This window comes from Exiguobacterium sp. s35, from assembly GCF_018617535.1.
GTDB classification, from domain to species: Bacteria; Bacillota; Bacilli; order Exiguobacteriales; family Exiguobacteriaceae; genus Exiguobacterium; species Exiguobacterium aestuarii.
Genome location: NZ_JACSKI010000001.1, coordinates 933,314 through 952,850, shown reverse-complemented (window position 1 = coordinate 952,850; position 19,537 = coordinate 933,314). Strand labels below are relative to the sequence as shown.

Below are 19,537 nucleotides of genomic sequence, written 5' to 3'. Positions count from 1 at the left end.
TTCAACATTCGTGAGGGGGAGGTGTCCCCCTCTTTTTTGTTTGATTGAAAACGCATCTTTCAGACGGGTATAATGGAGAAAGACAGGAAGAAGGGGTGGTGATGACGTGGCGAACTGGATTTCAAGCCAACTGGCAAGACTCGATATTCCGACACCGTTCGAAGTTGGAAACGTGAACGTATATATCGTTGAACATAAGAATCGCTTTTTTATGGTCGACTGTGGACCAGATACGGAAGAAGCGTGGACTTCATTGAATCGGCAACTTGAAGAGCTTGAACTATCGTTGTCTGACATCGACTTTTTATTTTTGACGCATCATCATGCCGACCATGCGGGGCAGGCGTGGCGACTTCGTGATGCCTCGATTCCGGTGTATGGGCACGAGAAGCTCGTTCGATACTTAGAACAAACCCCGAATTTTCTAAAAAGGGGCAACCACTTTTTACATGAATTGGCGCTCTCATTTGGAGCACCGGCGCCACTCGTGGAAAAATTGCCAGACTATCGGGAAGCATTACGTTGGATTGGGCCGACGACCGTCACCATGACGTTTAGTGACGGACAAGCTGTGACACCGGACGGGGCGTGGCAAACGATTCATTTGCCGGGACATGCGAGTGACCAGCTCGGATTGATCGGTCCTGGAGGCGTTTTGATTGCGGGGGATCACTTGATTGATAAGGTCGAACCAAATCCACTCATTGAACAACCGTATGAGGATGAAGGGTTTGCCTCACCGGTTATTCTCTACATCGATTCACTTAAAAAGTTGCGTGGAATCGATTTGAAACTTGTCGTCAGTGGACATGGTGAACCGATTCATCATCCGAACGATTTGATTGAGAACCGGATCCGACAACGGTATGAACGCAGTGAACAATTGCTCGCTGAATGGGAAGATGGACTCAGTGTCTTTGATTGGTCGATGAAATTATATGGGAGAAAGATGCGAAGTGGTATGCCACTCGTCTTTAGCGAGGTGTTCGCACGACTCAGTTTACTCGAAGAGCGTGGCGACATCGAGAGACGCCGGGATGACCGAAAATGGATTTATACAAAGAAAGAAGCGATGTCATGAAACGGGTAGTCATTACAGGTGCGTCAAGCGGACTCGGTGCCGCATTGGCGCATTCTTTTTATGAAAAAGGATGTAGCGTGTTATTGATTGGAAGAAATGAAGAACGTTTGAAAACCATTGCGACCACGTGTGAGGGGGGATGGATGCGCGCGGACGTCACGAAGGCGGATGCTCTTGTCGATGATGTGATCGAGCGATTTGGGAAGTTTGACATTTGGGTCAATAATGCAGGAATGGCTGAATTTGATTTCGTGACCGAACAATCGACTGATGTGATGGAAGAGACGATGCATGTGAATGCCGTCGCTCCGATGTTGTTGTCGAGAAACGCTGCCAGAGTGTTAGGACGTGGAGGTGTCATCATCAACATTTGTTCGCAAGCAGCGAAAGTTCCAACTCCAAAATCAGCCGTGTACGCAGGATCGAAAGCGGCACTTCTTCAGTTCTCAAACGCCCTTCGACTCGAGTTAAAGCCACGTGGCGTCCATGTTATGACTGTCAATCCGGGACCGATTGCCACGCCATTCTTTGATCGGGCCGACAAGAGTGGTACATATGCCCAAAGTGTTAAGGGAATCATGCTCAATCCGAAACGATTAGCCGACGCGATTGTCAAAGGGAGTTTTATGCGCAAACGCGAAATAAATGCACCGTGGTGGATGAATATCGGTGCGAATGTGTATGCAATCTGCCCAAATATGTTCGAAATGCTTGCAAAACGGGGATTTGAGAAAAAGTAAAAAAGGGGGAGAACGATGAAGAAATGGAGAGTATTGCTCGCAACGCTTATGCTCACTTTCGTTGCAGCATGTGGGAATGAAGAAGCAGTTGAGTTTTCGGACACATTCGAAGCTGCGGCTGAGTCAGCGAACGGATCGACCGTCAACTTATATATGTGGGGTGGGGACGAGGGAATTAACAGCTATATTGATGACTATGTGGCACCCCGGCTTGAGGAATCTTACGATGTCGAGTTAAATCGTGTCGCTATGGATACGGCTGAATTCGTACGTCAGCTATCGCTCGACAAAAAAGCGGACAGACAAGTCGGAACAATCGACGTCGTCTGGATTAACGGCGACAATTTCCGAAATGCGAAAGAAGCAGAACTCCTTCGGGATGGACTGATGGAGCGTGTCCCAAATGCCACGTTATTAAATGAAACGGCTCAACAATCAGATGCCGGTATACCGACAGATGACTTGGAACTCGCTTGGGGAAATGTACAGTTTATCTTGCATTACGATGCAGCGAAAGTAGACAATCCTCCAGAATCGTTTGAGGAATTACGTCGCTGGACCGAAGACAACCCAGGTCGTTTCACGTATCCTGAAGTCACAGATTTCACTGGAAATGCTTTTGTCCGCCATCTTTTATATGAGCGCTACGGTGACGAATTGAACAAAAACGCGAACGTTGAAGAGTCGTTCTGGGATGATTTGAAAGCGTGGTCCCCGAATTTATGGAAAGAAGGACAGACGTATCCGAAGACGCTTGAACAACTCGATCAACTCTATGCATCCGGGGAAGTGTGGATGACGATGGGCTTCAATGAACGTCGAGCAGAAGCGGAAGTGATGGAAGGCATTTTCCCGAAAGAGACACGTGCACTTCTCTTAGATCACTCGATTGCCTCGACGCACTTTTTGGCTATCCCCTTCAATTCACCAAATCCAGATGGGGCGCTCGTTCTCATTCAAGAACTGTTGTCGCCAGAAGCTCAGCTCGTGAAACAAGGTCCTGATTATTGGGGAGATGGGACGTCACTCGATTTGACAAAACTTGACGCAAACGACCAACAAGCCTTCGAAGAGCTAGGAGACGGCGTGACGTATCCGAATCCGGAACAGTTACTCGAACGGTCGATTCCAGATTACGGACCGAACATCATTGATGTCGTACGCGAGGAGTGGCCGCGTGTTGCGAAGTAGTGTCGCGTTAACGATTCTCGTATCTTTTTTGCCGCTCGCTGCCCTCCTTTTTCTAGGAATGGAGGCGCTAGGGACGGATTGGGGCGCACTGTTGACGGACGAAACGTGGCGAGATAGTTTGTTCGCAACGCTTTATGTCGTCAGTGTGTCAACCACTCTATCACTCTTCTTCGGAACGTGGGTTGCACGGACGGTTGTAAAACAAAATTGGCGATTCACATCGACAATCTTGAAAATCCCAATGTTCGTTCCTCACATCGCAGCGGCGTATTTGTTTTGGCTATTATTTAGTGGGTCCAATAGTTTTTGGGGGATTGAGACGAACGAGCGAGATTATGTGACGGTCATCCTGACATACATATGGAAGGAGACACCGTTCGTCTTTTTAATGATGATTGGAACGTATGAACAATTGAATCGGGGTTACGTAGAAACGGCGAAAACGCTGCAACTTTCTCCCTTTGCACAATTCAAACATGCAGAGTTCCCATTTTTAATTAAACCGTTGCTCGACTCGACCTGGATTTTAATCGCTTTTATTTCATTTGCGTATGAGGTTCCGGCACTGCTTGGTGTGACCTATCCGAAACTAATCGGTGTCCTCGCTTACGAACGACTCTCTACGGGACTCTATTTGGAGGCGACAGAACCGTATGCCGTCGCCCTTATTTGGACATGTCTTGTCGGATTCGGTGTATTCGTGTCTTACGTGATCACCGCATCTATTCGTCGACGGATTGAACGGGGGGTGAGGCGATGATTCCTCAAGGATTCATCCTATTTATTGCGTTATTCCCGTTCGTCAGTTTATTTTTAGTCGCTCCGTCAATGGAAATCGGGAATGTTGAGTCCATTGTTCATACGGTTGGATTAACCATTATTCTATCTGGAATCAATGTGTGGCTAGCGACGACATTTGCCTGGTGGCTCTTATGGACAGAATCGAGATGGAAAAGTGTCATAGAATGGCTCGTGTTTTTACCGTTGTTCATTCCGATGCTTGCCACACTGTTTGGGCTTTACCTCATATTGGCTGAAGTGGGACTGATTGGGACGTATGTCGGAGTCATACTTGCTTTGCTCGTCGTGACGATTCCATATTCAATCCGTCTCGCTTATAACGGAATGGCGGTCATCGGTCGTCCTCTTTTAGAACAGGCCCGACTATTGCCGATGAGTCGACGAGTCGTCTATGTATTATATCCGCTCTTCTCGAGAACGATGCGGACCATCGCGTTATTCACGACCGTCATTTTACTTAGTCAATTCGCACTCATTCAGCTAATCGGTGCAGGATTGATTCCGACAGTGACGACAGAATTGTATCAATCTTACGCGGGAAACAATAGGAGTCTCGCGCTCTCGAACACTTGGATGCTCATTTTATTCCCCGTAGCCATCTATTTCCTGCTTTCTGGATGGAATCGGTGGATGGTGCGTATGCTGAAAGGACGTTTGCAATGAGTTTGAATGTACACGATTTACGTAAACATTTTGGATCAAGACAAATATTAAACGGTGTCGATTTTAAGGTCGCACCTCATGACATTCATGCAATCGTCGGGGTGAGCGGCTCAGGGAAATCAACAATTCTCCGAATCATCGCTGGTCTCGAGACGGCTGATGGAGGTGATGTGTGGTGGAATCATCGCTCCTTAAACAACATTCCTGCCCATAAACGTCGCGTGACGATGCTATCGCAGACTGCATTGTTGTTCCCACATCTGACGGTAGGGGAGAACGTCACACTCGCGACACCTGGGCGTTCACGTAAACAAGCAGAACATTGGTTACAAGTCGTTCGCCTCACTGACCGGTACGATGCTGAAATACACGAACTATCGGGTGGCGAACAGCAACGTGTGAGCCTTGCCCGGGCTCTAGCAGCAGAACCGGAACTTCTGTTATTGGATGAACCGTTCACAAACCTTGACCCGAAGCTAAAACTTGATTTGCAACGTTTCATCCGTGACTTAGTCAAAGAGCTCAGCCTCACGGCAGTATTGGTCACCCATGACCGAGAAGAGGCGATGCTCATGGCAGATCGAGTGACACTGCTTGAAGCTGGCAAGGTGACGCAGACAGGGACCGTAGAGGAATTGTATGACTCCGCACCTGGATTCGGAGACTTTGTCATGCTCGATGGCAAACTTCGACCATTATCCGAGGTGGAAATATCCGAAACGATTGGTGAACCGGTGCAATTGATGAAGAAAATTTATCGGTTCGGTCAGTGCTTTGGAGAATATCATTTCGAGGATGGGAGGTCGGTCATGTTACCGACGCATGAATGGTTTCAAATCGGAATGTCATATCGAATCAAACGAAAGGAGGAATACCATGCTTGATACGTACGGGAGTCGTTACGTCCAACCTGTCATTGAACGGGGGGCGAATCGACTGCTCAAATGGAACTTTACACCGAATGAAGTAACCATTTTAGGCGGAATCATAGGGGTTTCGACAGGAATCTTTATTTATAATGACATGCACTGGACGGCCGTTATCTTATTGTGGCTATCCGGTTTGTTTGATGTCTTGGATGGAACGATGGCACGAAAATCCAAAACGACTGGTTTTGGAACGGTGCTCGACCTCGTCTTAGACCGGTTCGTCGAATTATCGGTCGTGATTGCCCTCGCACTTCGCTATCCGGAATACATGCCAATCTTTCTCATATTGATTGGATCATTTGTCATTGCGATGACGCTATTTTTGGCTGTTGGTGCAAGTAGTTCAAGGCGATCAGAGAAGACATTTTATTATCAGCCTGGAATCATTGAACGAACGGAATGCTTCATCTTGTTCACATTGATGATTCTCTTCCCGAACTGGGTCGGTGTGATTGCGCTCATCTTTTTAGTACTTGAAGTGATGACAATCACGCAACGATTCATCGAGGCGCGGAGAATTTTGCGATGAAACCAGTATTGATGTTGGCAGGACTCGGTCACGGCCAGCTTGAAATTTTGGACCGTATTGATGAGATTCGAGAGCATTACGAAGTTCAATTCATCGGAGGACGTCAGACGGTGTATACAGGTGCCTTCCCACAAGTGATTGCTGGGTTCATGAACTCCGCGACAGTCCAATTGCCTCGACTTGAACCGGTCGCAGAAAGGGTTATTTCAATTGATCCTCAACAGCAAACCGTTCAAACAGAACAGGGATTGTTTCACTACGATCAACTCGTGCTGGCGACTGGTGCAAAGAGTAGAGGCATTGGGACACCGCTTAAACCGATGTCACAAGCTTTACTTGGCCGTATCGATTCGAGTCCGGTAGTGACGATCGTCGGTGGGGGCAAGGCCGGTGTAGAATTGGCGTTTACGTGCGCAAGGACGAAAGACGTAACGCTGTATGCGAAAAAGATTTTGCCAGACGTGCCGCTCTATAGACAGAAGCAAATTGAACGTCTTTTAGTCAAATCAGGTATTATGGTCGTGAAACAACAGCTTCAAGATGACGCATCGGAGGGGCTCCTGCTAGATGCGACGGGCGTTGTTCCCGTAGAATGGTGGGCTGAATCCGGGCTTGCAAAACCTGACAATTTTATAGAGACGGATGAATATTTACGTCATCATCAGTTTACAAATATATATATAACAGGAGATATGGCATCCTGCTTAAATGGAGGCGTCGATGCTGTCAGGTCGGGACGCTATGTCGCCAAGCGCTTACTCGGTGAGACGAACCAACCATTTCGAAGACGTCAATCGATGAATATACTATTGACGACACCGGGTCATGCCTTGCTGACATTTGGACAGTTCACCTGGCATGGACGACTTCCGTATTATGTGAAGCGTTTCATTGACTCGCGATATGTCCGGCACTACAAGTAGTCGGAGGTCTAAAGCGTCATTCGCTTGGCATATAGCCGATCACTTCGTTCGATTTTGATTCAACGAGCACTTGTGGAATCTCGGCCGTGCGTTGTGAATCAGAAGGGAACGTGACGAGCCAGGCCCGTGTTCCTTCAAAACTTGAATCAACTAATTCATAACGATCATCGACTGTGATGGATTGAACCGTGACCTGTTTGCCATCTTCGTCGGTTGGTAGCCAATCCATATTGTTTAGATATTCAATTGCATGATTTATGATGACTTTCTCACCATCAGGTGGCAAAGGTGATGAGGTGGATGGTTGTTTGCAACCGACTAACATGAAGATGGTGAAACAAAGTGCGGTAAAAAGGCGAGTTTGAATCATGATTATTCTCCATTCTCGTTTGGTTATTTCTTACAGTATAGTCGGAGATGAGACAGGCATGTACAAAAAAATCCTGCAGCCGCGATAGGTCTGCAGGAATCAGGTTATGCTTGAATCGTATCGAGGAATGAACGGATTTGCATCTCCGTCTTGGCGTTTGCCGAGTGGAGGTGTTCTTGTTTTACCCCGTCTTTATAGTAAAGAAGTGAAGGGATGCCGCGAACTTCTTGAGCATCAGATAATTCTGGTAGTTCGTCGCGGTCGACAACATGCCAGTTAAACTGTGGATAGTCTTTGACGAGCTCGTCGACATACATGTCCAGACGTTTGCAGTCCGGGCACCATGATGTGGTGAAGACTACCATTCCATGATCTTTTGTGGCTTCGTCAAATTGTTGTGATGAATGAATCGGTTGCATAGACAACTCTCCTTTCTTCTATCTATTTTGTCGGGTTTTAAACGAGTCGTCAACAGATTGGCATTCTCGAATCCATAGAAGAATGTGATACACTTATAAAAATAGCATGATAAGGAAAAGGTGATGGATATGGCGTTACGTCACGCATTGCTCGGGTTATTGACCCATCAGCCTGCGACCGGGTATGCCCTGAACGCAACGTTCAAGGCGCAGATGATTCATTTTTGGAACGCACACCATACACAGATTTATCGGGAACTGTTAAAGATGGAAGAAGATGACCTTGTCTCAGCGGAGCATATTTCGCAACAGGAGTTGCCAGATAAGAAAATCTACTCGATCACGGACCAAGGACGTGAGGAGTTGATCAACTGGCTACGTCAACCGACAACGTTTCAACCAAAAATGAAAGATGAGAACCTATTGCGAGTCAGTTTGCTTCAATTGCTTCCGGTCGAAGAAGCGGTCCGATATATCGAAGAGACAAAAGCCCATCACGAACAAGTTGCCCAACAAATTCGGATGTTTCAAGAAGAACATCAATCAGATGAAGATACGCTCGGCTATTTATTGACGAGTGAATATGCGATTCGGATGATGGAAAACTATGCCGGATGGGCAGACTGGGCAATCGAACAAATTAAAGAACGTAATGAAAAACACGTGACCTGAAACAGTTCAGGTCACGTGTTTTGTATAAGGATGAATCGGCAGACGGGCGAGTAGTCGGTCAAGCGCATCTTCATCGATTTCAGTCTCGAACGCGCGAATCGTCTCGTTCAATTGCTTCACTGAAGAGGCACCAGGTAAGACGACGTCACAGAACCGCTTAGCGGCTTCGAGTGCATACGCCTGAATCGGATTAGGCATCATCGCCAATTCACTGGCAACTTCCTCTTTTCGCCACGACTCAAATCCTTTATCCCCGAGTCGTGTCTCCCATTCATCCGTTAGTAATCCTTTGGCAAGAACACCACGTCCAACGATTGGAATCGACAACTCAAGCGTCTCTGGTCGTCGGTCAAGAAGGGAATACGGCGTCATGAGCACATCGAGAGCTCCAGAAGCGACCCAATATTTGATGACGTTCGGTCGAATGGACGAGAGTCCGATTTGTCGGATGAGACCGTCACGCTTTTGTTTTTGCGCCCATTCAATCGTTGCGTCGAGATTGTCCTCGAGCGTACCGCCGTGAATATAATATAAATCAAGATAATCGGTTTGTAATCGCTCGAGCGATCCGTGTAACGCTTCCTCTAAGTAGGACGGATCAGGATTCCAACGCATCCCGTCCTCAGTCAGTTCATTGCCTCCTTTACTCGCTAAAAAGAGTTGTTTTCGTTCCTGACCTAACGTTTCACCGATTACACGCTCGACAGCTTGTCGCGCATAGACATCTGCTGTATCAATATGACGAATCCCTGATTGAATGGCCGTCTCGAGGATGTTCTTCGCCTCGATCTCCCCATGTTTCAAAATCGTCATCGTTCCGAGTCCGAGTTCACTCATATGGATTCCTCCTTGTTCGAAATGTTGGTTTGACTCATAATCAGAGTATATCGAAAAGTGAGGAGTAATCATATGGAAGAAAAAACGATTGAGCGGGAAGTCATCTACGAAGGTAAGATTTTCGATGTGGAAAAGCATGTCGTCTCCCTTCCGAATGGAAACACGTCTGTGCGAGAACTCGTCTATCACAATGGTGCTGTTGCCGTACTCGTCATCGATGAATCGGACAAAATTGTCATGGTAGAGCAGTATCGAAAAGCGTTTGAATCGATGTCGCTTGAAATCCCAGCAGGCAAACTTGAAAAAGGGGAAGAACCGGTATCGAGTGCCGAACGTGAGTTAGCTGAAGAGACCGGATATACGGCGGAGTCGCTCGAAAAGATTTTCTCTTTCTACGGAGCCCCAGGTTTTTGCAGTGAACGAGTCGATGTGTTTGTCGCGAAAGGATTATCAGCGGGTGAAATGAATCTTGACGAGGATGAGTTTTTAAACGTGAAACGATATTCTTTTGAAGAAGCGGTTGATTTGTTAGACAGAGGTGTCATCACCGATGCGAAGACAATCATGGCGATACAATGGTGGCAATTGTCTAGATTAAAATAATTCTAATCTGAAATTTTATATGGTAAACTTACATAGTAATGATTTTAAATTGAAAATTGATTAAAACTTCGGTATGCTTTGTGTAGTGAACTATGTAAAGAGGGGGCGCCTTATGGAAACGCGAATTGAACGAATTAAACAGCAATTGAGCGCCAAAGGATATAAATTGACACCGCAACGTGAATCAACGGTTCGCATCTTACTTGAGAATGAGAGTGACCATTTGAGTGCCGAGAACGTCTTTATGCTCGTCAAGAGCATCGCACCAGAGATTGGACTCGCAACGGTGTATCGCACACTTGAGTTATTGACTGAGCTCGGTGTTGTCGATAAAGTCAACTTCGGTGACGGGGTCGCACGCTTTGATTTGCGCCCAGAAGGGGCGAATCATTCGCATCACCATCTCGTCTGTGTCGAATGCGGATCGGTTGAGGAAATCATGGAAGACTTGCTCGTCGATGTTGAGAAAAAAGTCGAGAGCAAATATGAATTTTTGATTAAAGACCATCGCTTGACGTTTCACGGCATCTGTAAAGTGTGCCAAGCAAAAGGCGTCACGCTCGAAGGTCATAAAGCAGTAATTAACGGATAACGATTACTTTAAACCATTCTTTCTATAAGGATGGTTTTTTCTAATGTTCTTTTAAAGAAAAGGCTCACTTAATCTTGTCACAAAAAAGTGAATAAAAAATGAGGTCAGACATCTTCACAACGGTTTACATAAGTGATATGCTGTAAGCGTATTCAGGCGAAATGTGGAAGGAGGAGGGTATGATGCGTTCGCATATCGAGTCATTTCTTCAGTACATGACGGTTGAAAAGCGGATGTCCGCTAACACGAGACAAGCGTATGCGAGCGACTTGACGCAATACGCATCGACTTTGACCCAGTTGGGGGTGGAGGATTGGAACGACGTGACACGTTCTCATATCGTTAAGCATATCGAAGAGCTGTCACAGGCGGGGCGTGCTTCGTCTTCTTTGAGACGGGCTGTCAGTTCAATCCGCATGTTCCATCATCATCTAAAAATGACCGGGGTCACGACGACAGATCCGTCTCTTTATCTAGAGACGCCGAAAGCAGAGAAACACCTTCCGGATACTTGGTCACAAGCGGAAGTCGAGCGTCTCTTAGATAGCGTCCCGACATCCGACCCCCTATCACTTCGGGACCGTGCGATGCTCGAGTTGCTTTACGGGACCGGAATGCGGGTCAGTGAACTTTTAGGTCTTGATTTGGATGATTTGCAGTTCGAATTGGGGTATCTACAATGTGAAGGGAAAGGCGAGCGCGCTCGAATCATTCCGGTTTCGTCGGTCGCGCAAGGGTTTGTTGAGCGATATATTCAACAAGCTCGAAACGGACTCGGCGGCAGAGAGACCGAAGCGCTCTTTTTAAACGGCAGAGGTGGACGGCTCAGTCGTCAAGGATTTTGGAAGATGATCAAACGACGTGCCAAGCTTGCCGGAATTGATAAGGAGATCACACCTCACGTTCTCCGTCATTCCTTTGCGACACACTTGCTCGAGAACGGCGCTGATTTACGTGCCATTCAACAAATGCTCGGTCATGCGGATTTAGCGACGACGCAAGTGTATACACACGTCAATAAGTCGCGGCTACATGATGTGTATCGCAAGCATCACCCTCGTGCCTAGACATTGAAAAGGAGGAATTTTTTGTGAAGAAGTTTAAACGTATTTTTTTAGTGGTCATGGACTCGGTCGGTATCGGTGAAGCACCGGATGCTGAACAGTTCGGTGACAAAGGGGCCGATACGCTCGGACATATCGCTCGTGAACATAACGGATTGAACATGCCGAATATGGGAAAACTCGGACTCGCGAACATTAAACCGATTCAAGGAATCGACGTGTCGGAGACGCCAAGTGCATATGGTCGTATGGAAGAAATCTCGGCAGGTAAAGATACGATGACAGGTCATTGGGAAATCATGGGTCTTCATATCGAGACGCCATTCCGTGTTTTTGAAGAATTCCCGGACGATTTGATTCATCGTCTAGAAGAGTTCAGTGGCCGTAAAGTCATCGGAAACAAGCCGGCATCAGGTACAGCCATCTTAGATGAGCTCGGTAAAGAACATGTCGAGACAGGTGCGCTCATCGTTTATACATCAGCAGACTCGGTTTTACAGATCGCCGCGCACGAAGAGATTGTGCCAATCGACGAGTTGTACCGGATTTGTGAATACGCGCGTGAGATTACACGTGAAGACCCGTATATGCTCGGTCGTATTATCGCCCGTCCGTTCATCGGCACACCGGGTGCATGGGTACGTACGGCAAATCGTCATGACTACGCACTCAAACCTTTCGGTAAGACAGTCATGAATACGCTCGAAGAGGCTGGGAAAGATGTCATCGCTCTCGGGAAAATCAGTGATATCTACGACGGTGAAGGTGTGACGAAAGCGGTCCGTACGAAATCGAATATGGACGGGATGGACAAGTTGGTCGAATCACTCGAAGAAGATTTCGAAGGGCTTTGCTTCTTAAACTTGGTCGACTTTGACGCATTGTTCGGTCATCGTCGTGATCCGGAAGGCTACGCCGTCGCGCTTGAAGAATATGATGCCCGTCTACCTGAAGTGATGGAGCGTCTCCGTGAAGACGACTTACTCATCATCACGGCAGACCACGGGAATGACCCAGTACATGCTGGTACAGACCACACGCGTGAATATGTACCGCTCATCGTGCATCACACTGGAGCGAAAGCAGTTGATCTAGGTATTCGAGGTACGTTCGCAGATATCGGAGCGACAGTAGCTGACAACTTTGACGTTGTGGCACCATCAAACGGAAAGAGTTTCTTAAACGAAATTTGAGGAGGCAATATTCATGGTAAATTGGAACGAAACAAAAGCGTTTTTGCAGGAGCGTATGGGCGATACACCAGAAATCGGACTTATTCTCGGGTCAGGTCTTGGGGTCCTTGCGGACGAAATTGAGAATCCGGTTGCAATCCCTTATGAGGAGATTCCACACTTCCCAGTTTCGACCGTCGAAGGACATGCAGGACAACTCGTGTTCGGGGAACTTGAAGGAAAACGCGTCGTCGCGATGCAGGGACGGTTCCACTTCTATGAAGGATACTCGATGGAACAGGTGACGTTCCCTGTTCGTGTCCTCAAATTGATCGGTGTCGAGACACTCATCGTCACGAACGCGGCAGGCGCGTGTAACGAGTCATTCAACCCAGGTGATTTGATGATCATCACGGATCACATCAACTTCTTCGGGACGAGCCCACTTATCGGAAAAAATGCGAGTGAATTCGGGACTCGCTTCCCAGATATGTCAGAAGCGTACGATAAAGAACTCGTGAAATTGACAGAACGCGTCGCTTCTGACCTCGGACTCACTGTCCAAAAAGGGGTTTACTTCGGGAACACAGGTCCAACTTACGAGACACCAGCAGAAGTGAAAATGGCACGTCTTCTCGGTGGTGACGTCGTCGGGATGTCGACGGTACCAGAAGTCATCGTCGCGCGTCACTCGGATATGCGCGTTCTCGGGATTTCGTGTGTCTCGAACATGGCGGCAGGGATTTTAGATCAACCACTTAACCATGAAGAAGTCATTGAGACGACGGAACGTGTCCGTCAAGACTTCCTTTCACTCGTGCGCGGCACGATTAAAAGCATGTAAGTAACTTATTTCTAGGAGGACGACAGTTATGCGTATGGTCGATTTGATTTTGAAAAAACGTAACGGTGGAGAATTGAACGAAGAGGAGATTCGCTTCGTCGTCGAAGGATTCACGAACGAAACAATTCCTGACTATCAGATGTCGGCATTGTCGATGGCCATCTATTTTAACGGGATGACTGAAAACGAGACGGCAGCCTTGACGATGGAAATGGTGAAGTCGGGCGATACGATCGATCTTTCGAACATCGAAGGGAAGAAAGTCGATAAGCACTCAACGGGCGGAGTCGGTGACAAGATCAGCTTGATCGTCGCACCACTCGTCGCGTCAATCGGGATCCCGGTCGCGAAAATGAGTGGTCGTGGACTTGGACATACGGGTGGTACGATCGATAAACTCGAATCGTTCCCAGGTTTTAACGTCGAATTGACGGAAGAACAATTCACGAAACAAGTAAACGACATTAAGATGTCGATTATCGGTCAGACGGGGAACTTGACGCCAGCTGACAAACGTCTTTATGCGCTACGTGATGTGACGGCTACCGTTGAGTCGATTCCACTCATCGCGAGTTCAATCATGTCGAAAAAGATCGCAGCAGGAGCTGACAGTATCGTCCTCGACGTCAAGACGGGTTCTGGTGCGTTCATGAAGTCGTTCGATGATGCGAAAGCACTCGCAGAAGAGATGGTCGCAATCGGGAAGAACGTCGGTCGTAAGACGGTCGCTGTCATCACCGACATGGACCAACCGCTCGGCTTTGAAATCGGGAACGCGAACGAAGTGAAAGAAGCGATTGAAGTCCTTTCAGGTAAGGAAGTAGAAGACTTGAAAACAATCGCGCTCACGATTGCAGGTCATATGGCTGTACTCGGTGATTTCTATCCAACGTTTGACGAAGCATATGCAGACCTTGAAAAACGAATTGCTGACGGTCATGCCCTCGAGGTGTTCCGTAAGTTCGTCGAAGCACAAGGTGGAGACGCGTCGCTCGTCGATGACGTGACAAAATTACCTCAAGCTTCCTACGAGACGACATTCGTCGCAAAAGAAGCAGGTTATGTCGAGTCAATCATTGCTGACGAAGTCGGTGTCGCAGCGATGCTTCTCGGAGCGGGTCGTGCGACGAAAGAAGACAAGATCGACTTCGCGGCAGGCATCACGCTCGAGAAGAAAGTTGGCGACCGTGTCGAGGCGGGCGATGTGATTGCCGTGCTCCGCTCGAACATGGAAGACATGTCTTCGGCTGTCGAACGTTTAGATCACGCGTATACAATCGGTGCGACGAAACCAGAAGCTCGCCCACTCGTTCACGCTGTCATCCAATAAGGCAGAACGTCTGTTTCCACAAAAAAAGTGGAGACAGACGTGTTTTTTTGATAAGATGGGTAATGTGAGTGAAAAACAGCAGGATACATATTCAAATAAAGGGGTTGCTTGAAACATGAAAAAAGGTTCTATGAAACTTGAAAATGGCGAAATGATTGAATTTGATTTATTCCACAACGAGGCACCAATCACGGTTGAAAACTTTGAAAAACTTGCGAACAGCGGGTTCTATAACGGATTAACATTCCACCGTGTCATTCCTGGATTCGTCAGCCAAGGCGGTTGCCCGGATGGTACTGGAATGGGTGGCGCTGGTTATACGATTCCATGTGAGACATCGACATCTTTCCCACACAAACACGAAGCGGGATCACTCTCGATGGCACACGCAGGACGTAACACAGGGTCTTCACAGTTCTTCATCGTCCATGAGCCACAACCACACTTGGATGGCGTCCATACAGTTTTCGGTAAAGTGACATCTGGTCTTGAACATGCCGTCAAACTTCGTCAAGGAACGAAGATGGCAGAAGTGAAGGTTTGGGACGAGAATTGATTTTTGCCTGAAGGTTATGGCACAATGAACCATGTCTCTCACGTCTTCACATCGTGAAACTTGAATGACTAAAGGTGGTGAACCCAGCGATGCTGGTCAAATATAAACGTTCTTATGAAAAGACGGCGATGGGTCTACTCGCATTCTCATGCAGTGACAAATCTCCGCTTAGCTTGCTTGAACTCGTCCGATCGTATGACGAGGAAGAGTCGAAGTTCCTCTATTTGTGGAAAGTCGGTGAAGACTTCGTCGGCATCATTGGAATGGAGCAGCAAGGAACGACGATGGTCATCGACCATATCGCCTTGTCGCCATCATTCCGTGGCGAGAAACGTTCTTACGAGCTTCTAGACGAGGTGAGAAACGTACTTCCACTTGATTTGACGTTAACCGGTACAGGCAAGACGGGCGATTTATTGGATAAATGGAATCAACTAGTCGTCTGATGACAAAAACCCCCGTAATCACGATTGTGATTACGGGGGTTTTACATATTGCAGGGACTAAATCACAAAACCCGTTAAATGAGGTGGATTCATGAATCGAGTAACGATTGATGAACTGATCAATCGATTGGAGCAAGTGCTCAGGCATGAACGGACGAGAGAAGAATTCTCTGACTGGGCATATCAGTGGATGAAACAATATGAAAATATAGATAGTTTTGATTGGACAGCTTCCGACGAGGTGATTTGGTCCTGCTTACAAACAATCTATGGCATGGATTTACTTGAAACACCTTCCCAATATTTACATAATCGGAGCGATCTCGAAAGTTGGGTGACGGCGTTTAAGAAGTTAAAAAAGATCATCATTGATTATGAAAAGGAGACGTCTTGAATCTTGACGTCAACTTCTTGCACGTTGCCTTTTTAAAAGTGCCAACTCCCGTTCCGTGATGACCTCACTCCGGTCACGGTGAAGATGCTTGTGGACCAATTCCTCGAACGACAGGTCTGTCGATGGGAACGTCGGTTTTAGTGATTCGACCGTGTCACGAACATCCTGTTGTAATGGGAGCTTCGTGTGTAACGGCCATTCATCAAGCTGTGCGATGAAGGAGTCGACATCCAGACCGAGCTCATGTAAATAGGGGGAAGCGATGTCCATCTTTCGACGTAAGAGTCGCAAGCTCTTTTTCGCGCCGATGAGATTGTCTCGTCGTAGATGATAGTGAATGACGGCGTATTGGATGAGTGCCGCATAGCCGTGATGACGACGTCCGTCTGCCTGCCACGCTTCTTCTAATACCTCATGACATTCGAAATAATCGGCATGACATTCAAAAAGCAACGTATAATGAATAAAAGGGGTCATGAATCATTTTTCTCCTTTCGTGTCCACGGTGTTATAAAACATGTTATACTAAAGCGCAAAAATGTAAAATGGCAGGTGTCTCTATGGAAGCCTATAACGTTAAAATCGATACGTTCGAAGGTCCACTCGACCTGTTGCTCCATTTGATCGGAAAAATGGAGATTGATATCGTCGACATTTCCGTGGCAGAAGTCACTGACCAGTATGTCGGCTATATTCGCACGATGCAAAAATTTGAACTCGACGTGGCCAGTGAATACTTGGTCATGGCGGCGACGTTGCTCCAGTTAAAGAGCAAGCAGTTGTTACCGCCTGTTCAGGTCGAGGATGAGGATGTTCCAGACTTTAGCGAAGAACCAACACGTGAGGGGCTCATTCGTCAATTGATCGAATACAAAGCATATAAAGAAGCAGTCGTTTTTATGCGTGAACAGGAAGAACATCGTCTTGAATTGTATACACGACCGGGAGAAGATTTGACGAACTACATGTCAGAGGAAGTGTCGAAGTACGACGGACCGCTGAACTTCTCAGACCTTCTTCATGCCTATTCTAAAATGATTGAACGGAAACGTTGGAAAGAACGACGCAAAAAGACGATTAAACGCGAAGAGCGAACGCTCGAGGAACAGATGACGAGACTTCATGAACACGTTTCTTCTACGCGACAGACATCGTTTTTCGCCTTCTTTGTAGAACGACCGAACGTCTCAGATCTCGTCGTGACGTTTATGGCGCTTCTTGAGCTGATCAAGCTACGGGTCGTCGAAACGAAACAACTTGACCAAGACATTCAAATCTCGTTCATCGAATCATCAAAGAAAGGGGATGAAGCGGTTGCTGTCCTATGAAACGATTATCGAAGGATTGCTATTCGTCGTTGGGGACGAAGGGATGGAAGTCCGGGCGCTCGCAGAGACGCTCAACATCTCAGAGGCTGCTGCGCGAGAACAGCTCAGTAAGTTAGAAGCCTCGTTCAAAACGTCGAACCGACCGTTCCAACTGATGGAATCGGCAGGTGTGTACAAACTTGTGACCGTTCCAGATGTGTCTCCCTACATTCAAAAGTATGTCGGGACGATGGCTGAACAGGCACTTTCACGAGCGGCGATGGAGACGCTCGTCATTATCGCCTATAAGCAGCCGGTCACGCGGGCGGACATCGAAGAGGTTCGCGGTGTCAAAGTGGAGCGAGTTATTCATACACTATTATCAAAAGGGTTAATCGAATCAGCTGGCCGTGCAAAAACAATTGGTCGTGCCAAGTTGTATCGAACGACAGAGCACTTCCTCGACCATTTTGGATTTAACTCACTCGAGGAATTACCACCATTAACATTTGAGGATGAACTGACAGACGAAGGCGATTTGTTCTTCGGTCAGGAATCACCGAAGCAAGAAGAGAGATTGGAGAAGGATTAATCATATGGAACGTTTGCAAAAAGTAATCGCACAAGCGGGGGTCGCCTCGCGTCGTAAAGCGGAAGAAATGATTTTGGATGGTCGCGTCCGCGTCAACGGAAAAGTGGTACGTGAACTCGGGACGAAAGTCGGACCGAAGTCAGAGATTGAGGTCGATGGCGTCAAAATCGAGCAAGAAGAGCATGTCTACTACGTGCTCTATAAACCGAGCGGCTATGTGTCGACGGTAGAAGACGATAAAGGACGTAAAGTGATCACGGACCTCGTGCCACCAGGGGCACGTGTTTTCCCGGTCGGACGTCTTGACTATAACACGACAGGACTCATCATCTTGACGAATGATGGAGAGTTCTCGAACATGATGACGCATCCGAAATATAAGATTCAAAAGCGTTATGTGGCAAAAGTGAAGAACATCCCTTCTTACTTGGCAATCAAGCAACTAGAGTCAGGTGTTCAGCTCGATGACGGATTCAAAACGGGTAGTGCGAAAGTGAAGATGAAGTCTGTCGACCAGAAAAAGAACACGGCCATCCTTGAGATTGTCATCTCGGAAGGACACAATCGTCAAATCCGTCGCATGGTCGAAGCAATCGGTTCTGAGGTCATCAAACTAAAGCGTGAACAGTTCGGTTTCTTGACGCTCGACGGTCTCAACACTGGCGACTGGCGTGAACTTTCACACAAAGAAATCAGCAAGCTTCGTGAACTCGCGAATCCGACGGTCCCACCTAAACCACGAGGCAAAAAGAAGAAAAAATAACAACAAAAAATCGTCCTGAAATAGGATGATTTTTTTGATTGTGTAAATTGTGTGACAAAAAAATGAAAAAAGTCTGTTAATGTGCGTTTTTAATGTTTTTTCAGTACAATAGCAACTGAAGGATGGTGTGAAAACGATGACAAAAGATCAAAACAAAGACGACCGCATGGAACAAGCGGTCGCGAAAAAGAAAAAGAGGTCATTTTGGCGCTTGATGATTATGACGGTCGTTCTCTTTGCGGGAGCCATCACCGTCATGCAATTGTTCGACCAAGCTGGTAATGACGGACGCATCGAGGCAGGTGACGAGGCACCGAACTTCAAACTCGTTACACTCGACGGTTCGACCCTTTATGAACGTGACACATACGAAGGAAAAGGAATGCTTCTCAACTTCTGGGGTACTTTCTGTGAACCTTGTAAGAAAGAAATGCCAGTCGTACAAGAAAATTACGCAACACTCCAAGACATGGGTGTCGATTTTTGGGCGGTGAACGTCGGTGAGACGCCGCTTCGCGTCGATAACTTTGTGAACGACCTCGGTGTCGGTCTCGATTATCCGATCTTGATGGACACGAAGAGTGAAGTCGAGAAAGCCTATGGCATTTATAACTTACCTGTCACATTCGTCATCGATGGTGAAGGAAACGTAATCGAAAAATATGAAGGTGAACTCACGAAAGAGAAATTGATGGAGCTAGCCGAGAAGTCATTGTAAG

26 protein-coding genes are annotated in these 19,537 nt (G+C 47.2%); 22 read left to right on the top strand and 4 right to left on the bottom strand.

All coding sequences use genetic code 11. From position 1 onward, the window contains the following. Positions 1-106: 106 nt before the first annotated feature. From KNO75_RS04945 to KNO75_RS04910, 8 genes are read left to right on the top strand one after another with little or no spacing between them, the layout of a single operon-like run. Positions 107-1,081 carry an MBL fold metallo-hydrolase gene (locus tag KNO75_RS04945; RefSeq protein WP_214820152.1) on the top strand — a complete coding sequence of 325 codons (975 nt, stop codon included), beginning with the start codon at positions 107-109 and terminating at the stop codon, positions 1,079-1,081. Continuing rightward, positions 1,078-1,821, top strand: a complete 744-nt coding sequence (locus KNO75_RS04940) for an SDR family NAD(P)-dependent oxidoreductase (RefSeq protein ID WP_214820150.1) — start codon at positions 1,078-1,080, stop codon at positions 1,819-1,821. Before KNO75_RS04945 ends, KNO75_RS04940 begins: the two co-directional genes overlap by 4 nt. Before the next feature lie 15 nt (positions 1,822-1,836). After that, entirely contained in the window at positions 1,837-3,012 is a 1,176-nt protein-coding gene (locus tag KNO75_RS04935; RefSeq protein ID WP_214820149.1) for an ABC transporter substrate-binding protein, read from the top strand. Next, positions 2,999-3,772, top strand: coding sequence for an ABC transporter permease (locus tag KNO75_RS04930; RefSeq protein ID WP_214820146.1), 774 nt, complete (start codon positions 2,999-3,001; stop codon positions 3,770-3,772). The genes KNO75_RS04935 and KNO75_RS04930 overlap by 14 nt, the downstream gene beginning before the upstream one ends. After that, on the top strand, positions 3,769-4,476 hold the full coding sequence (locus KNO75_RS04925) for an ABC transporter permease (protein WP_214820145.1): 708 nt from the start codon (positions 3,769-3,771) through the stop codon (positions 4,474-4,476). Before KNO75_RS04930 ends, KNO75_RS04925 begins: the two co-directional genes overlap by 4 nt. Further along, positions 4,473-5,360, top strand: coding sequence for an ABC transporter ATP-binding protein (locus tag KNO75_RS04920; protein ID WP_214820144.1), 888 nt, complete (start codon positions 4,473-4,475; stop codon positions 5,358-5,360). Before KNO75_RS04925 ends, KNO75_RS04920 begins: the two co-directional genes overlap by 4 nt. Further along, positions 5,353-5,934: a CDP-alcohol phosphatidyltransferase family protein gene (locus tag KNO75_RS04915; protein WP_214692829.1), complete on the top strand. Its 582-nt coding sequence runs from the start codon at positions 5,353-5,355 to the stop codon at positions 5,932-5,934. The genes KNO75_RS04920 and KNO75_RS04915 overlap by 8 nt, the downstream gene beginning before the upstream one ends. After that, positions 5,931-6,857: an NAD(P)/FAD-dependent oxidoreductase gene (locus KNO75_RS04910; RefSeq protein ID WP_214820143.1), complete on the top strand. Its 927-nt coding sequence runs from the start codon at positions 5,931-5,933 to the stop codon at positions 6,855-6,857. Before KNO75_RS04915 ends, KNO75_RS04910 begins: the two co-directional genes overlap by 4 nt. Positions 6,858-6,873: 16 nt before the next feature. Here KNO75_RS04910 and KNO75_RS04905 read toward each other — a convergent pair whose 3' ends face one another. Both KNO75_RS04905 and KNO75_RS04900 read right to left on the bottom strand, forming a co-directional pair. After that, positions 6,874-7,227, bottom strand: coding sequence for a hypothetical protein (locus KNO75_RS04905; protein ID WP_214820141.1), 354 nt, complete (start codon positions 7,225-7,227; stop codon positions 6,874-6,876). 104 nt (positions 7,228-7,331) lie between these two features. After that, positions 7,332-7,646 carry a thioredoxin family protein gene (locus tag KNO75_RS04900; protein ID WP_012726511.1) on the bottom strand — a complete coding sequence of 105 codons (315 nt, stop codon included), beginning with the start codon at positions 7,644-7,646 and terminating at the stop codon, positions 7,332-7,334. Between the two features lie 129 nt (positions 7,647-7,775). Here KNO75_RS04900 and KNO75_RS04895 point away from each other — a divergent pair, with 129 nt between their 5' ends. Then, entirely contained in the window at positions 7,776-8,318 is a 543-nt protein-coding gene (locus KNO75_RS04895; protein ID WP_214820139.1) for a PadR family transcriptional regulator, read from the top strand. 6 nt (positions 8,319-8,324) lie between these two features. Here KNO75_RS04895 and KNO75_RS04890 read toward each other — a convergent pair whose 3' ends face one another. After that, positions 8,325-9,155 carry an aldo/keto reductase gene (locus KNO75_RS04890; protein WP_214820137.1) on the bottom strand — a complete coding sequence of 277 codons (831 nt, stop codon included), beginning with the start codon at positions 9,153-9,155 and terminating at the stop codon, positions 8,325-8,327. A gap of 72 nt (positions 9,156-9,227) precedes the next feature. Between KNO75_RS04890 and KNO75_RS04885 the strand changes: the two genes are divergently transcribed. The 9 genes from KNO75_RS04885 to KNO75_RS04845 all read left to right on the top strand — a co-directional run bounded on the left by KNO75_RS04885 (position 9,228) and on the right by KNO75_RS04845 (position 16,156). Further along, complete coding sequence (locus KNO75_RS04885) at positions 9,228-9,758, top strand: NUDIX hydrolase (protein ID WP_214692812.1); 531 nt, start codon at positions 9,228-9,230, stop codon at positions 9,756-9,758. Positions 9,759-9,870: 112 nt separating this feature from the next. Then, positions 9,871-10,350, top strand: a complete 480-nt coding sequence (fur, locus tag KNO75_RS04880) for a ferric iron uptake transcriptional regulator (RefSeq protein WP_012726507.1) — start codon at positions 9,871-9,873, stop codon at positions 10,348-10,350. Between the two features lie 182 nt (positions 10,351-10,532). Further along, positions 10,533-11,417 carry a site-specific tyrosine recombinase XerD gene (gene xerD / locus KNO75_RS04875; protein ID WP_214820135.1) on the top strand — a complete coding sequence of 295 codons (885 nt, stop codon included), beginning with the start codon at positions 10,533-10,535 and terminating at the stop codon, positions 11,415-11,417. A 23-nt stretch (positions 11,418-11,440) separates the two neighbouring features. Further along, positions 11,441-12,607: a phosphopentomutase gene (gene deoB / locus KNO75_RS04870; RefSeq protein WP_214820133.1), complete on the top strand. Its 1,167-nt coding sequence runs from the start codon at positions 11,441-11,443 to the stop codon at positions 12,605-12,607. Positions 12,608-12,620: 13 nt separating this feature from the next. Next, positions 12,621-13,430, top strand: coding sequence for a purine-nucleoside phosphorylase (locus tag KNO75_RS04865; protein WP_214748190.1), 810 nt, complete (start codon positions 12,621-12,623; stop codon positions 13,428-13,430). Positions 13,431-13,458: 28 nt separating this feature from the next. Then, entirely contained in the window at positions 13,459-14,760 is a 1,302-nt protein-coding gene (locus tag KNO75_RS04860) for a pyrimidine-nucleoside phosphorylase (RefSeq protein ID WP_074033239.1), read from the top strand. A gap of 115 nt (positions 14,761-14,875) precedes the next feature. Continuing rightward, positions 14,876-15,316, top strand: coding sequence for a peptidylprolyl isomerase (locus tag KNO75_RS04855; RefSeq protein ID WP_074033238.1), 441 nt, complete (start codon positions 14,876-14,878; stop codon positions 15,314-15,316). A gap of 89 nt (positions 15,317-15,405) precedes the next feature. Further along, entirely contained in the window at positions 15,406-15,762 is a 357-nt protein-coding gene (locus KNO75_RS04850) for a GCN5 family acetyltransferase (RefSeq protein WP_031423428.1), read from the top strand. Positions 15,763-15,853: 91 nt separating this feature from the next. Further along, positions 15,854-16,156, top strand: coding sequence for a hypothetical protein (locus KNO75_RS04845; protein ID WP_214820131.1), 303 nt, complete (start codon positions 15,854-15,856; stop codon positions 16,154-16,156). A gap of 9 nt (positions 16,157-16,165) precedes the next feature. Here KNO75_RS04845 and KNO75_RS04840 read toward each other — a convergent pair whose 3' ends face one another. After that, positions 16,166-16,633, bottom strand: coding sequence for a DUF309 domain-containing protein (locus KNO75_RS04840; protein ID WP_214692805.1), 468 nt, complete (start codon positions 16,631-16,633; stop codon positions 16,166-16,168). 83 nt (positions 16,634-16,716) lie between these two features. Between KNO75_RS04840 and KNO75_RS04835 the strand changes: the two genes are divergently transcribed. From KNO75_RS04835 to KNO75_RS04820, 4 genes are all read left to right on the top strand, one after another. Continuing rightward, positions 16,717-17,484: a segregation/condensation protein A gene (locus tag KNO75_RS04835; RefSeq protein ID WP_214692804.1), complete on the top strand. Its 768-nt coding sequence runs from the start codon at positions 16,717-16,719 to the stop codon at positions 17,482-17,484. Then, positions 17,462-18,055: an SMC-Scp complex subunit ScpB gene (scpB, locus tag KNO75_RS04830; protein ID WP_214820129.1), complete on the top strand. Its 594-nt coding sequence runs from the start codon at positions 17,462-17,464 to the stop codon at positions 18,053-18,055. The genes KNO75_RS04835 and scpB overlap by 23 nt, the downstream gene beginning before the upstream one ends. Before the next feature lie 4 nt (positions 18,056-18,059). Continuing rightward, a complete protein-coding gene (locus KNO75_RS04825) occupies positions 18,060-18,818 on the top strand; it encodes a pseudouridine synthase (RefSeq protein WP_074033228.1) in 759 nt (252 codons plus the stop codon). Positions 18,819-18,954: 136 nt separating this feature from the next. Continuing rightward, the gene (locus KNO75_RS04820; protein ID WP_074033227.1) at positions 18,955-19,536 is read left to right on the top strand and encodes a redoxin domain-containing protein; all 582 of its coding nucleotides are present in this window, start codon (positions 18,955-18,957) and stop codon (positions 19,534-19,536) included. Position 19,537: the final 1 nt, after the last annotated feature.

Excerpts from the sequence above, each read along its gene's own strand:
- xerD (WP_214820135.1), top strand. The coding sequence starts at position 10,533 with ATGCGTTCGCATATCGAGTCATTTCTTCAGTACATGACGGTTGAAAAG.
- KNO75_RS04845 (WP_214820131.1), top strand. The coding sequence starts at position 15,854 with ATGAATCGAGTAACGATTGATGAACTGATCAATCGATTGGAGCAAGTG.
- KNO75_RS04840 (WP_214692805.1), bottom strand. The coding sequence starts at position 16,633 with ATGACCCCTTTTATTCATTATACGTTGCTTTTTGAATGTCATGCCGAT.
- KNO75_RS04860 (WP_074033239.1), top strand. The coding sequence starts at position 13,459 with ATGCGTATGGTCGATTTGATTTTGAAAAAACGTAACGGTGGAGAATTG.
- KNO75_RS04940 (WP_214820150.1), top strand. The coding sequence starts at position 1,078 with ATGAAACGGGTAGTCATTACAGGTGCGTCAAGCGGACTCGGTGCCGCA.
- KNO75_RS04890 (WP_214820137.1), bottom strand. The coding sequence starts at position 9,155 with ATGAGTGAACTCGGACTCGGAACGATGACGATTTTGAAACATGGGGAG.
- KNO75_RS04820 (WP_074033227.1), top strand. The coding sequence starts at position 18,955 with ATGACAAAAGATCAAAACAAAGACGACCGCATGGAACAAGCGGTCGCG.
- fur (WP_012726507.1), top strand. The coding sequence starts at position 9,871 with ATGGAAACGCGAATTGAACGAATTAAACAGCAATTGAGCGCCAAAGGA.
- KNO75_RS04865 (WP_214748190.1), top strand. The coding sequence starts at position 12,621 with ATGGTAAATTGGAACGAAACAAAAGCGTTTTTGCAGGAGCGTATGGGC.
- KNO75_RS04900 (WP_012726511.1), bottom strand. The coding sequence starts at position 7,646 with ATGCAACCGATTCATTCATCACAACAATTTGACGAAGCCACAAAAGAT.
- KNO75_RS04895 (WP_214820139.1), top strand. The coding sequence starts at position 7,776 with ATGGCGTTACGTCACGCATTGCTCGGGTTATTGACCCATCAGCCTGCG.
- KNO75_RS04935 (WP_214820149.1), top strand. The coding sequence starts at position 1,837 with ATGAAGAAATGGAGAGTATTGCTCGCAACGCTTATGCTCACTTTCGTT.
- KNO75_RS04920 (WP_214820144.1), top strand. The coding sequence starts at position 4,473 with ATGAGTTTGAATGTACACGATTTACGTAAACATTTTGGATCAAGACAA.
- KNO75_RS04885 (WP_214692812.1), top strand. The coding sequence starts at position 9,228 with ATGGAAGAAAAAACGATTGAGCGGGAAGTCATCTACGAAGGTAAGATT.
- scpB (WP_214820129.1), top strand. The coding sequence starts at position 17,462 with ATGAAGCGGTTGCTGTCCTATGAAACGATTATCGAAGGATTGCTATTC.
- KNO75_RS04925 (WP_214820145.1), top strand. The coding sequence starts at position 3,769 with ATGATTCCTCAAGGATTCATCCTATTTATTGCGTTATTCCCGTTCGTC.
- KNO75_RS04905 (WP_214820141.1), bottom strand. The coding sequence starts at position 7,227 with ATGATTCAAACTCGCCTTTTTACCGCACTTTGTTTCACCATCTTCATG.
- KNO75_RS04835 (WP_214692804.1), top strand. The coding sequence starts at position 16,717 with ATGGAAGCCTATAACGTTAAAATCGATACGTTCGAAGGTCCACTCGAC.
- KNO75_RS04850 (WP_031423428.1), top strand. The coding sequence starts at position 15,406 with ATGCTGGTCAAATATAAACGTTCTTATGAAAAGACGGCGATGGGTCTA.
- KNO75_RS04915 (WP_214692829.1), top strand. The coding sequence starts at position 5,353 with ATGCTTGATACGTACGGGAGTCGTTACGTCCAACCTGTCATTGAACGG.
- KNO75_RS04855 (WP_074033238.1), top strand. The coding sequence starts at position 14,876 with ATGAAAAAAGGTTCTATGAAACTTGAAAATGGCGAAATGATTGAATTT.
- KNO75_RS04825 (WP_074033228.1), top strand. The coding sequence starts at position 18,060 with ATGGAACGTTTGCAAAAAGTAATCGCACAAGCGGGGGTCGCCTCGCGT.
- KNO75_RS04910 (WP_214820143.1), top strand. The coding sequence starts at position 5,931 with ATGAAACCAGTATTGATGTTGGCAGGACTCGGTCACGGCCAGCTTGAA.